The following is a 12,505-nucleotide window of genomic DNA, read 5'->3' on the forward strand; positions in this document are numbered from 1 at the left end:
TCGCTCGCACGCCTTGTGGTATCCGCGCACGGCGCCGTGCCGCGCTTGCATCGACAATACGTCCCGTGCTAAGCATCCTCGCGATCACCTTTCCCTTCTTCGCACTGGTGCTGGCGGGCTATCTCGCGGCCCGCCGGCGCATGCTGCCGTTCGAGGCGATCAGCGGCCTGAATACCTTCGTGCTGTTCTTCGCGCTGCCCTGCCTGCTGTATCGCTTCGGCGCCAGCACGCCGATCGCGCAGTTGCTGGACCCGCTGGCGCTCGCGACCTGGGTCGTGTGCGCCCTGCTCGTGGTGGCCGGGACTGTGAAATTCAGCATGAATGCGCGCATCCGCTGGAACGACGCCGCCTTCGGCGCGCTGGTCGCGGCCTTCCCGAACACCGGCTTCATGGGCGTGCCGCTGCTGGTCGCCTTGCTGGGCGCGCGCGCGGCGGGTCCCGCGATCCTCACGATCCTGATCGACCTGGTGGTGACCAGCTCGCTGTGCATCGGCCTGTCGCGCCTGGACGGCGCCGACGAACACGGCGCTGCCGAAGCGGCGAAGAAGGCGCTCAAGGGCGTGGCGCTCAATCCCATGCCCTGGGCCATCCTGCTGGGTGGCCTCGCTTCCGCCGCCGCCTGGAAGCCGTTCGCCCCCGTGATGAACACCATCGGGCTGCTGGCCGACGCCGCCTCGCCGGTGGCGCTCTTCACCATCGGCGCGGTGCTCGCGCGTTCGCAATTCGTGGGTTCGCAAACGGAGCACGCGTCGCTGCCGGCGCGCGATTTCGTGCCGGTGTCGCTGGTCAAGCTGTTGGTGCATCCCCTGCTGGTGTGGGGCGTGGGCATGGGCGTGCGCGCCGCGGGTCTGCCGCTCGATCCCTTCACGCTGCACGTCATGGTGCTGGTCGCCGCGCTGCCCAGCGCGAGCAACGTGTCGCTGCTCGCCGAGCGCTTCGGCGCCGATACCGGGCGCATCGCGCGCATCATCCTGCTCACCACCGCGGCCGCTTTCCTCACCTTCTCCGCCGCGGTCGCGTTGCTGGAGTGAAGCTTGCGCGCGGCGCGGGCGGTCGCGTGCGCGGGATGAGCGGCCTGCCTTGTGGCGAACTGCCAGGAAGCGCGTTGCGCGATGCGCGCCGGCGCTGACGCGCCGCGTCCCCCTCGATATATTGGTTCCGAAAGAGGCCGCGGGCCTCGCAGGAGGACGTCATGGGGACGGAGGGTGGTTTCTATGCACTGTCGGACGACCAGCTGAAACGGCTGCTGGCCGGCGAGCTCGCGCATGACCCCTTCCTGCAGGCCGGCGCCGGCGAGAAGCCGCGCGAGGCGCACCTCGATGCGCTGCCGGTCTGGTATGAACTGAGCCAGGTGCTGCAGTCGGAAGCCGCCTGCGGCGCCGAGCTGACCGACCGGATTCCCATGATGGCCGCCTATTCCTGGTCGCACCAGGTGCAGGACACCGCGATGCAGCTGGCCGCGCTCGCCGAAGGCACCGTGCGCCAGCGCTGCGAGGCGGCGCTGATGGATGCGACGCCCGAGCAGGTGCTGCAGGCCGTCCAAGGCCTCAAGGCGTTCTACCAGCGTGCCGCCGCCAACAAAGACGCGGTGCTGTTTCGCATCGCCTGAAGCCCCTTTTCCGTTTTTTTTTCATCACCAAGCAGTAGCAGTTCCATGTCCGCCCCTACGCAGATCCGCCTCGCATCCCTCACCGCCGCCGCCTACGGCGCGCTCCTGGTCAGCGGCGCCGTCTACCGGTTCCAGCGCACCGGCAACGTCCCCGCGCTCGTCCACGCGCTGTCGCATCCCGCGTTGTGGGTGGCGCTGCTGCTCGCCGCGTTGATCACGTTCGGCCTGTGGAAGCGCTACGCGTGGGCATGGTGGCTGGCGATCGCGGCGGCCGTGTTCCAGGGCTGGCGCATCGTCTCGGGCTGGTTTGCCCGCGGTTTCGCCCATGTGCCCGGCATGCCCACGCTCATCGCGCTCGCGCTGCTGCTGGCCCTGATCGCGCTGCTGTTGCCGCGCCGCTCGCGCCTGGGCTGCAGCCGCTGAAGGAAGCACGATGCGCCGGTGGCTCGCATCCCGACACGCCAGCGCCATGCTGGCGTGGCTGGCCACGCTGGCCTACGGTGTCGCGGCGCTGTGGCCGCACCTGTCGGACCTGCCGCAGCCGCTGCGCGGACTGCGCATGCTCGCGGACCCGCACCTCGGCATCCCGCTCACGCTGGTGAGCGCCGTGCTCGCGCTGTTCCTGTCCGTCCCGGGGTGGCAGTCGCGCGATCGCCTGCTGGTGTGCGCGGGCGCCTCGCTCGCCTTCTGCGCCTTCGTCGCCTTCGCCGTCGCCGCCTCGGCGGCCGTGCCTTTCGCCTTCATCGGCGCCATCATCCTGCGCGACGTCCGTGGACACCGCGCACGGTCCTCGCCCTTGTGGGCGGAGACGCAATGAGAGAGCAAGGAGGAGTCACCATGCGCTTCGTCGGACTCGGCCTCTGTGCCGCGCTGGCCACCCTGTGCGCGACCCAGGTCGCCCGCACCGGGCAGCCGCTCTATGCGGTCCTGATCATCTTCGCGCTGCCGGTGCTGGGCAGCTTCCGCGCGCAACGCCGCTGACGGGCGCGGCGCGCCTCCTGATCACCAGGCGTCCACGCTGCACGCGCCGGAAGGCGGCGCCGTGCGCGCGGACTCGAGTCCGCGCAGCAGCCACGCGCGCGTCGCAGCCGGATCGATCACGGCGTCGATCTCCAGCGTCGCGGCCATGTTCATGGCCTCGCCTTCCTCGTACTTCTTCTGCACCAGCGAGTCGAACAGCGCGTCGCGCTGCGGCCCTTCCGGCAGCGCCTGCAGTTCCTTGCGGTAGCCGAGCCGCACCGCACCTTCCAGGCCCATGCCGCCGAACTCGCCGCTCGGCCAGGAGACCGTGAACTCCGGCGCGTGGAAGCCGCCGGCCACCATCGCCATCGCACCCAGGCCGTAGCCCTTGCGCAGCACCACGCCGAACAGCGGCACGCGCAGGTGCGCCGCGGCGATGAACATCCGGCTCACGTGCCGCACCTGCGCCTGCGCCTCGATCGCCGGTCCCACCATGAAGCCGGGCGTGTCGACGAGGCTCACCACCGGCAGACCGTGCGCGTTGCATAACTGCAGGAAGCGCGCGGCCTTGTCGGCGGCGTCGGCATCGATCGCGCCGCCAAGGTGCAGCGGGTTGTTGGCCAGCAGGCCGACGGGCCGGCCCGCGATGCGGCCCAGCGCCGTATGGATGCCGATGCCGAAACCGGTGCGCAACTCCAGCAGGCTGCCCGCGTCGACCAGCCCTTGCAGCGCGGCGCGGCTGTCGTACACGCGCAGGCGGTTTTCCGGCACGACCGAACGCAGCGCCTGGGCGTCCGGCGCCTCGAAGGCGTCGACACAGCCCTGGAAGTAGGACAGGTAGCGGCGCGCGGCGTCCACCGCTTCCGCTTCGTCCGCGACCAGCAGGTCGATCACGCCGTTGCCGTGCTGCACGGGCGCCGGCCCGATCTCCTCGGGCCGGAACACGCCGAGGCCGCCGCCTTCCACCATCGCGGGGCCGCCCATGCCGATGTTGCTGTCCGCCGTCGCGATGATCACGTCGCAGCATCCCAGCAGCGCCGCATTGCCGGCGAAGCAGCGGCCCGCGACGATTCCGACGACGGGCACCTGCCCGTTCAGGCGCGCGAAGCTCGCGAAGGTGGGGACGTGCAGGCCCGCGACGATGGGCATGTCGGTGTCGCCGGGCCGGCCGCCGCCGCCTTCGGCGAACAGGACGACGGGCAGCTTGTGCTTCAGCGCGATGCCCAGCAGGCGATCGGTCTTCTGGTGATTGCGGAAGCCCTGCGTGCCGGCCAGCACGGTGGCGTCGTAGGCGAGCACGGCGACCTGCGCGCGCTCCGCGGGAAACAATGCGCCATTCACGCGCGCAAGCCCGGTGACCATGCCGTCGGCCGGCGTGTTGCGCTGCAGGTCGTCGTCGCTGCGGCGGCTGCGCTGCGCGGCGACGGCGAGCGCGCCGTATTCGACGAAGGAGTCGTCATCGCAGAGGTCGGTGATGTTCTCGCGCGCGGTGCGCAGTCCGAGCGCGTGCCGCTTCGTGACGGCGTCGGGCCGCGCGGCATCGAGCGTGAGGGCGTGGCGGTCGAGGACGCGCTGCAGGTCGGGGCGGGGAGTGGCGGATGCACTCGCGCTCCCCGGCCCGGAGAGGGGCGGCGTCGCGGCGCTCCCCGCCGCCACCGCCTCCAGCACCAGCAGCAACTCCCCCTCGTTCACCGTCTCCCCTTCGGCGAACAAGCGATCCCGCACGCGGCCCGCGGCGGGGCTGCGGATCTCGTGCTCCATCTTCATTGCTTCCAGGATCACCACGACGTCGCCCGCGCGCACCGCGTCGCCGGGAGCGACCAGCCACTGGACGACCTGGGCCTGCAGGGGAGAGCGCAGTTCGGTCATGGCCGGCATTGTGCGGTGGCCTCGCCGCGGCGGCGCGTCAGGCAGGCGACAATGCCCGCATGAGCGACCTCGTTCCCCTCGTCGAGACCACGCGCGGCGGCACGCGCGAGTGCCTGTACTTCGGCGCCATCGCCGTCGTCGACACGCGCGGGCGCGTGCTGGCGAGCGCCGGCGATCCGTACTGGACCACCTTCACGCGCTCCACGCTGAAGCCGCTGCAGGCGCTGCCCTTCGTGCAAGGCGGCGGCGTGCAGCACTTCGGCCTGAGCGCGTCCAACCTCGCGCTGCTCTGCGCCAGCCACAGCGGCGAGCCCATGCACGTCGAACAGGTGCAGCAGATCCTGGACCACGCCGGCGTCGGCTACCGGCGCCTGCAGTGCGGCTGCCACGTGCCCTATTACGCGGAGCTGGGCGCCTGGCCGCCGCCGGCGCCGGGCACGTACGACGAGCGCAACCACAACTGCAGCGGCAAGCACAGCGGCTTTCTCGCCTACTGCGTGCAGCACGGGCTGCCGCTGGACACCTACCTCGATCCCGCGCATCCGCTGCAGCGCGCGATCCGCGGCACGGTCGCCGAGGCGGTCGGCTTGCAGGAACACCAGCTGGCCATGGGCATCGACGGCTGTTCGGCGCCCAACTACGCGATGCCGCTCGCGAACCTCGCGCAGGGCTTCGCGCGCCTGGCCAGCGGGACGCGCGATGCGCGCTTCGGCGAGAGCTTCGCCGCACTGGCCGACGCGATGACGGCGCACCCCGAGCTGGTCTCCGGCACCGGCCGCAACGACCAGGACTACATGCGCGCGGGCCGCGGCGACTGGGTCACCAAAGTCGGCGCCGAAGGCGTGCAGGTGGTGGCGAGCCGCAGCCGCGGCGAGGCGCTGGCGATCAAGATCGGCGACGGCAACAAGCCGGCGCTGTTCGCGGCGACGGTGGAGGCGCTGGACCAGCTTGGCTGGCTGGACGAGGAACAGCGCCAGGCTTTGCAGCCCTGGCGCAATGCGGTCATCGCCAGCATCAAGGGCGCGCCGGTCGGCGAGCGGCGCGCCGTGTTCCGGCTCGCGACGCCCGCCAAGGCCTGAATCACCGGCGGCGCGTGCGCCGCGCGTTCAACACCAGCAGCACGGCGACGATGCCGCCTGCGATCGCGGCCTTCCGGTAGAAACCGGCGCGGTTGTATTTCCATTCGGCCGGGCCGCCCATCTCCTTGAAGAGATTGGGCACATGCCCGTGCGCCAGGTCGTCGATGATGCCCTCGACCACGTTCACGCGGTCGGCGAACAGCAGCATGAGCCAGTGGCGCAGGTCGTTCTCGCTGTAGCGGAAGGCCACGTCGCGCAACTTGCCGGAGACGCCGGAGGGCGGCTGCGCGGTGCCGAACACCGGGGTCAGTCCGGGACGCTCGGTGGAGTGGAACACCTTGACCGTGCGCGGCTGGTGCTCCAGCTCGTCCCAGTGGCGGTTGATGAAGCGCGGCGGCGTGCGCTCCATCGGGTACGCGGGGCGCACCTGCGGGTCGAGGTCGGCGCCCCAGCCCTCGATGCCGCCGGGAGGCTTCTTCTGGTGCTGCTCGGGCGAGGTCTTCTCGACGTAGATCGTCATGTCGTCGTGGCGGTTGCTCATGGTGCCTCCCTCAGTGCATCGCCAGCTGGCGTTCGTACTGGCGCGCCCCCGGCGGGATCAGCACGGTCTTGACGCAGTTGTCCAGCTTGCTGGAGAAGATGTGGTACGCGTCGGCGACCTCCTCCAGGGGCAGGCGGTGCGTGATGATCTCGCTGGGCTTCAGGCGCCCGGCCTCGATGTGTTCGATCAATCGGGGCAGGTGCCGCTTCACGGCCGCCTGGTTCATGCGCAGCGTGAGGCCCTTGTTCAGCGCGTTGCCGATCGGAACCGTGTTGCCGGTGGGTCCGTACACGCCGACGATGGACACGTTGCCGCCCTTGCGCGCGGCGTTGATCGCCCACCACAGCACGGTGGCCGAGCCTGCCTGCAGCTTCATGTAGCGGCCGGTCACCTGCTGCAGCATGTTGCCCACCGCCTCGGCGCCCACGGCGTCGATGCAGACGTCGGCCCCCAGCCAGTCGGTCATCTTCTTGATGTGGATCGCCATGTCGTCCACTTCCAGGAAGTTCACCGTCTCGCATTGCGCGAACTTGCGCGCGAACTCCAGCCGGTACTCCAGGTGGTCCACGACGATGACGCGGCCGGCGCCCATCAGCCAGGCGCACTTGGCGGCCATCAGGCCGATCGGTCCGGCGCCGAAGACGACGACGGTGTCCCCTTCGGCGATGTCGCCCATTTCCGCGGCCTGGTAGCCGGTGGGACACACGTCCGTGAGCAACACGGCGTCATCCATGGACAAGCTCGCCGGGATCTTCATCGGGCCGATGTCGGCCAGCGGCACGCGCACGAACTCCGCCTGGCCGCCGTCGTAGCCGCCGGTGGTGTGCGAGTAGCCGTAGATGCCGCCCACCGCGGTCGCTTCCGGGTTGACGTTGTGGCAGTTGGAGTACAGCTCGCGCTGGCAGAAGAAACAGCTGCCGCAGAAGATGTTGAAGGGCACCAGGACCTGGTCGCCCTTCTTCAGGCTCTGCACGGAGGGCCCGACCTCCTCGACGACGCCCACGAACTCGTGCCCGAAGGTGTGGCCGATGCGCGTGTCCGGAACGAGCCCGTGGTAGAGGTGCAGGTCGGAGCCGCAGATGCAGGCGCGCGTCACGCGCACGATCGCATCGTTGGGGTGTTCGATCTCGGGCTCGGCCTTCTGGGTCGCACGGACGCGGTAGGGGCCTCGGTATTGCATTGCCAGCATTCAGTTCTCCCTGTTGGTTGCGCCCCATTCTGCGAATCCGAAGCCAGCCATGGGCGACTTCGATGCATCCTGTAGCAATCCTTCCGGCGCCCACCCGCTTGCGACACAATGCGGCCTGCATGAAATGCATCAGCCTCATCGGCGCACCGACCGACGTCGGTGCCAGCGTGCGCGGCGCCGGAATGGGCCCGGACGCCTTGCGCGTGGCCGGAGTGGCCGAGGCACTGCGCGGCCACGGCTACGACGTCATCGACCGCGGCAACCTCGCCGGCCCGCCGAATCCCTGGCAGCAACCCCAGCAGGGGCTGCGGCACCTGCCCGAGGTGGTCGCCTGGAATCGCGCCGTGTTCGAGGCCGTCGCCACCTCGCTGGCGCTGGACCAGGTTCCGCTGCTGATGGGTGGCGACCACTGCCTGGCGATCGGCTCCATCAGCGCCGTCGCCCGCCAGTGCCGGCAGGAGCGCAAGAACCTGCGCGTGGTCTGGCTCGATGCGCACACGGACGTGAATACGGCCGCGATCAGCCCCAGCGGCAACATGCACGGCATGCCGGTTTCCTGCCTGCTTGGCCACGGGCCGGAAGACCTGGTGGGCTGGAGCGGCGAACGCGCGGCGATAGTCGCCGACGCGCTGGATTTCATCGGCATCCGCAGCGTCGACGCCGACGAGAAGCTGGCCATCCGGCAACTGGGCCTGCAGGTGTTCGACATGCGGCACATCGACGAACACGGCATGCGCAACACCATGACCGAGGTGCTGCAGGACGTCGACGAGGACACGCACATCCACGTGAGCTTCGACCTGGACTGCCTCGACCCGTTGGACGCGCCGGGCGTGGGCACGGGCGTGCGCGGCGGCCCCACCTACCGCGAGATGCAGCTGTGCATGGAGATGATCGCGGACACGGGCCGGCTCGGCTCGCTGGACGTCGTGGAGATCAACCCCGCCCTGGACGTGCGCAACCGGACGGCGGAACTGGCCGTCGAATTCATCCAGAGCCTGTTCGGCGCTTCCACGCTGGCCCGGTAAGCCACCGCTAAGAAATCCGCCGGGCCCGGCGGCCGGACACGGTAGAGTTCGTCCGTGGAAGCCGCTCCTGCCAGCCAGCCTGCCGATCGCGCACGCGAGCTCCGCCGCGTCGAGGCGCTGCATAGTCTCGGTGTGCTCGACACCCCGTCCGAGGCGCTGCTGGACGGACTCACGCGCAGCGCGGCGGCGGCCTGCGCCACCCCGATCGCCGTGCTGAACCTGCTGGACGGACAGCGCCAGTGGACCAAGTCGCAAGTGGGCTTGCCCGGGCTCGGCGAGCTGCCCCTGGAGGAATCCATCTGCGGCTTGACGGTGCCTACCGGCGCGTTCCTCGAAATACCCGACACCCGCCTCGACGCCCGCGTGTCCGCCAAGGCCTGCGTGCGCGGCGACCCCGCGCTGGTCTTCTATGCCGGCGCGCCGCTGGTCACCTCGGACGGACTGGTGATCGGCGCGCTGGCCGTGCTCGACTACCAGCCGCGCGCCGGCCTCACGCCGACGCAGCGCGCCACGCTGGAGGAGCTCGCGCGCACGGCCATGCAGGCGCTGCTGCTGCGCCAGGCCGCGCACCGTTCGCTGCATGCGTCCAGCGAGCAGATGTTCCGCGAAGTGTCGGAGTCCTGCCCGGTCGGCATCTTCCACACGGATGCGCCCGGCCAGGTCGTGTACGCGAACCCCGAGGCGGCGCGCATCTTCCAACGGCCCGTGGCGGAGCTGATGGGGGACAGCTGGGTGGGCAGCCTGCACCCGGACGATCGCACCGAGGTCCTCGTGCGCTGGCAGCAAGCGTCCGCGGCGGGCCGGGTGTTCGACCACACCTACCGCGTGCAGCGTCCCGACGGCAGCAACGTGAACGTGCGGGTGCGCGCGCAAGCCGTGCGGCTGCCCGATAGCTCCACCGGCGGCTACGTCGGCTCCATCGAGGACGTCACCGAGCAGCTGCGCTCGCAGGAGCAGATGCGGGCCAGCAACGAATTCCTCGCGCGCGCCGAACAGATCGCGGGGATCGGGGCGTGGCGCATGAACCTGCTCACCCGCGAGGTGTTCTGGACGAACCAGACGCGCCGCATCTACGAGCTGCCGCCGGACTACCAGCCGCGCGGCGACGAGCAGTCGCTCTATTTCGACGCCGACGCGCAGAAGCTGATCCGCGACACGGCCAAGGCCTGCATCGAGAGCGACCAGCCCTGGGACCTGCTGCTGCGCATGACGACGGCGCGCGGGCGCAGGATCTGGGTGCGTTCGGTGGGCCAGGTGCAGCGGCGCGGCGGCAAGCCGTATGCGCTGGTGGGCGCGCTGCAGGACGTGACCGAGAGCCAGCTCGCGCGCGCCGCGCTGGAGCGCAGCGAGGAGAGGCTGCAGCGCGCCCTGGAGGGCTCGGCGCTGGCCTTGTGGGACCTCGACGTGGCCGCGGGCGACGTGTACCTGTCCGAGCAGTGGGCCGTGATGCTGGGCGGCGAGCCCGGGGAGACGCGCTGCGCGGTGCAGGAGCTGCTCGAACTCGTGCCGGCCGAGGACATGCCGCAGATCCAGCGCGCGCTGGAAGCGGTCCTGGGTGGCAGCTCCGCCAACTACGTGGTGGAGCACCGCGTGAAGAAGCGCGACGGCTCGCTGCTGTGGATCCACTGCGAAGGCCGGGTGGTGGACCGCAACGCCAAGGGCGCGCCGGTGCGCATGGTCGGCACCAACCGCGACATCAGCCAGGGCAAGGCGGCGGAGCACGAACTGCGCATCGCGCGCGACGCGGCGGACGCGGCCAGCAAGGCGAAGAGCCAGTTCCTGGCCACCATGAGCCACGAGATCCGCACGCCCCTGAACGGCATCATCGGCATGACCAAGCTGATGCTCGACGAGCCGCTGACGCCGGAAGTGCGCCGCCATGCCGACCTCATCGACCGCAGCGCGGAGTCGCTGCTGGCGCTGGTCAACGACATCCTGGACGTCTCCAAGATCGAGGCGGGCCAGATGGAGATCGAGCGCGTGCCCTTCGACCTGCACGAGCTGATCCAGGACCTCGCCTCGCTGTACCGCCTGCGTGCCACCGAGAAGAGCCTGCTGTTCCACGTGCGGCTGGACCCGGGCGTGCCGCAGTACGTGCTGGCCGATCCCACCCGCGTGCGCCAGGTGCTGGTCAACCTGCTGGGCAACGCGCTGAAGTTCACCCAGTCCGGCTGGATCGGCCTGGACGTGCGAGCGACGCCGGAAGAAGCCGCGTTCGTGCTGCGCTTCATGGTGGCGGACACCGGCGTGGGCATCCCGCCGGAGGTGCAGCCGCAGCTGTTCCAGCGCTTCATGCAGGCGGACAGCTCCACCTCGCGCCAGTTCGGCGGCACCGGCCTGGGCCTGTCCATCGTGCGCCAGCTGGTGGACCTGATGGGCGGCGCCGTGGAAGTCGCCAGCACGCCGGAGAAGGGCTCGCGCTTCACCGTCACCATCCCCGTGCTTGCCGCGCAGGAGCCGGCGGCGCCTTCGGCGTGGGTGGACCTCAGCTCGGCGGCGCAGCACGCGCGCATCCTGCTCGCCGAGGACAACCCGACCAACCAGGTGGTGGCCTTCGGCATGCTGCGCAAGCTGGGCTACGACGACGTGAGCATCGCCAGCGACGGCGCCGAGGCGTGCGAGATGGCGCTCACGGGCGACTACGACGTGATCCTGATGGACTGCCAGATGCCCGAGATGGACGGCTACGAGGCGACGCGCCAGTTGCGCGCGGCCGGCTGCACGATCCCGATCATCGCGATGACGGCCAACGCCATCAAGGGCGATCGCGAACGCTGCCTCGAAGCGGGCATGAACGACTACCTGAGCAAGCCCATTGACCTGCGGGTGATGCGCTCGATGCTTGCGCGCTGGGCCGGCCTGCAGCCCTCGCGCCTCGCGGAGCTGCCGCTGTTCGACGCCGGCGGCCTGCACTCGCGCTTCGGCGGCGACGAGGAACTGAAGGAAGTGGCGCTGGCCGCGTTCCGCCAGACCACGCCCGCCTTGCTGGAGAAGTTGCGCCTCGCGCTGCAGGCGGGAGATCGGCAGAAGGTGGGCCTGTTCGCGCACTCGGCGAAGGGGGCCGGCTCGATGATTGCGGCGGAACGGTACGCGGCGATTGCCGCGGCCCTGGAGGAGCGCGCCGCCACGGCCCCCGTCGAGGAACTGCAGCGCCTGCAGGAGGACCTGCAGGCGGCGTTCGATCTGTTCCTCGTGTTCGCCAGCCCGGCGTAGAAGGCCGCCGCGCAGCCTCCTGCGCTTACTGCGGCTCGAGTCCGACCTTCTTCACCAGCGCCGCGTACTTCGCCATCTCGCTGCGGAACGCGACCTGCGCCTGTTCCGGCGTGCTGATGTTGATGGTGTTGCCCTGCCTGGCCATCGCCTCCTTGACGGCCGGGTCGTTGAACGCGGCGACCACGGCGTCGTGCGCCTTCTTCACGTTGGCGGCGCTCAGGCCCTTGGGCCCGATCACCGCGAACCACGCGTCGACGGAGAAGTTGGCGAGGCCCTGCTCGGCGAAGGTGGGAATCTCCGGTGCGGCGGGCGTGCGCTGCGCGGTGAGCAAGCCGATCGGGCGCAGCGCGCCGGCCTTGATCTGCCCCTGCACGCTGGGCAGGGCCGCGGTGGCGAAGTCGATCTGGCCGCCCATGAGGTCGGTCACCATCGGACCCACGCCCTTGTAGGGGATGTGGCGCGCCGTGGCGCCGCCGGCCTCGAGCACCATCTCGCTGGCCAGGTGCAGGATGGTGCCGTTGCCGCCGGAGCCGAAGTTGTAGCTCGCCGGCTTGGCCTTCAGCAGCGCGAAGAACTCGCGCGCATTGTTCGCCGGCATCTTCGCCGGGTTCACCACCAGCACCATGGGCGTGGCGCCGACGATGGCGATGGGGGTGAAGTCGCCGGGCATATCGAAGGGCAGCGACTTCAGCACGCTCGGGAAGATGACCACGTTGTTCGACACCACGGACAGCGTGCTGCCGTCGGCGGGCGAGCGCGCCAGCGCCTGCAGTCCGACCACGCCGCCGGCGCCCGAGAGGTTCTCGACCACCACGTTCGCACCGAGCGCCTTGGACAGCGCAGGGCTGGCGGCGCGCACGATCGCGTCGACGCCGGAGCCGGTGGCGTTGGGCAGGATGAACTTCACGACGCCGGACTGGGCCAGCGCCGGGCCGGCAGCTGCGGCGGAGGCGAGTGCCAGCAGCAGGCTGCGGCGCGACAAGGTGTTCTTCGGGTCTTGCATGGTGTGTCTCCAGG

General features: G+C 70.3%; 12 protein-coding genes. 8 read left to right on the forward strand and 4 right to left on the reverse strand.

Annotation, left to right across the window (positions count from 1 at the left end; translation table 11 throughout):
- The first annotated feature begins 65 nt into the window (after positions 1–65).
- The 5 genes from JJB11_RS08390 (at position 66) to JJB11_RS08410 (ending at position 2,590) form a co-directional block, all read left to right on the forward strand.
- Positions 66–1,031, forward strand: coding sequence for an AEC family transporter (locus tag JJB11_RS08390; protein WP_201168365.1), 966 nt, complete (start codon positions 66–68; stop codon positions 1,029–1,031).
- A gap of 161 nt (positions 1,032–1,192) precedes the next feature.
- Positions 1,193–1,609, forward strand: coding sequence for a DUF1877 family protein (locus tag JJB11_RS08395; RefSeq protein WP_201168367.1), 417 nt, complete (start codon positions 1,193–1,195; stop codon positions 1,607–1,609).
- A 45-nt stretch (positions 1,610–1,654) separates the two neighbouring features.
- Entirely contained in the window at positions 1,655–2,032 is a 378-nt protein-coding gene (locus tag JJB11_RS08400; RefSeq protein WP_201168369.1) for a hypothetical protein, read from the forward strand.
- A gap of 10 nt (positions 2,033–2,042) precedes the next feature.
- Entirely contained in the window at positions 2,043–2,426 is a 384-nt protein-coding gene (locus JJB11_RS08405; RefSeq protein ID WP_201168371.1) for a hypothetical protein, read from the forward strand.
- On the forward strand, positions 2,423–2,590 hold the full coding sequence (locus tag JJB11_RS08410; RefSeq protein WP_207189936.1) for a hypothetical protein: 168 nt from the start codon (positions 2,423–2,425) through the stop codon (positions 2,588–2,590). The genes JJB11_RS08405 and JJB11_RS08410 overlap by 4 nt, the downstream gene beginning before the upstream one ends.
- 21 nt (positions 2,591–2,611) lie before the next feature.
- On the opposite strand, the gene JJB11_RS08415 is transcribed toward JJB11_RS08410, so the two are convergent.
- A complete protein-coding gene (locus JJB11_RS08415) occupies positions 2,612–4,483 on the reverse strand; it encodes a carboxyl transferase domain-containing protein (RefSeq protein ID WP_422917836.1) in 1,872 nt (623 codons plus the stop codon).
- A 14-nt stretch (positions 4,484–4,497) separates the two neighbouring features.
- Here JJB11_RS08415 and JJB11_RS08420 point away from each other — a divergent pair, with 14 nt between their 5' ends.
- On the forward strand, positions 4,498–5,517 hold the full coding sequence (locus tag JJB11_RS08420) for an asparaginase (protein ID WP_201168377.1): 1,020 nt from the start codon (positions 4,498–4,500) through the stop codon (positions 5,515–5,517).
- 1 nt (position 5,518) lies between these two features.
- On the opposite strand, the gene JJB11_RS08425 is transcribed toward JJB11_RS08420, so the two are convergent.
- Together JJB11_RS08425 and JJB11_RS08430 are read right to left on the reverse strand one after the other, a co-directional pair.
- Complete coding sequence (locus JJB11_RS08425; RefSeq protein WP_201964705.1) at positions 5,519–6,058, reverse strand: hypothetical protein; 540 nt, start codon at positions 6,056–6,058, stop codon at positions 5,519–5,521.
- Between the two features lie 10 nt (positions 6,059–6,068).
- Complete coding sequence (locus JJB11_RS08430) at positions 6,069–7,247, reverse strand: zinc-dependent alcohol dehydrogenase (protein WP_201168379.1); 1,179 nt, start codon at positions 7,245–7,247, stop codon at positions 6,069–6,071.
- Between the two features lie 119 nt (positions 7,248–7,366).
- Between JJB11_RS08430 and rocF the strand changes: the two genes are divergently transcribed.
- Both rocF and JJB11_RS08440 read left to right on the forward strand, forming a co-directional pair.
- A complete protein-coding gene (rocF, locus tag JJB11_RS08435) occupies positions 7,367–8,275 on the forward strand; it encodes an arginase (RefSeq protein ID WP_201168381.1) in 909 nt (302 codons plus the stop codon).
- 54 nt (positions 8,276–8,329) lie between these two features.
- Positions 8,330–11,488, forward strand: coding sequence for a PAS domain-containing protein (locus JJB11_RS08440; protein WP_201168390.1), 3,159 nt, complete (start codon positions 8,330–8,332; stop codon positions 11,486–11,488).
- A 25-nt stretch (positions 11,489–11,513) separates the two neighbouring features.
- On the opposite strand, the gene JJB11_RS08445 is transcribed toward JJB11_RS08440, so the two are convergent.
- A complete protein-coding gene (locus tag JJB11_RS08445) occupies positions 11,514–12,491 on the reverse strand; it encodes a Bug family tripartite tricarboxylate transporter substrate binding protein (RefSeq protein ID WP_201168393.1) in 978 nt (325 codons plus the stop codon).
- Between the last annotated feature and the right edge of the window lie 14 nt (positions 12,492–12,505).

Source organism: Ramlibacter ginsenosidimutans (genome assembly GCF_016654015.1).
In the GTDB taxonomy this organism is placed as follows: domain Bacteria; phylum Pseudomonadota; class Gammaproteobacteria; order Burkholderiales; family Burkholderiaceae_C; genus Ramlibacter; species Ramlibacter ginsenosidimutans.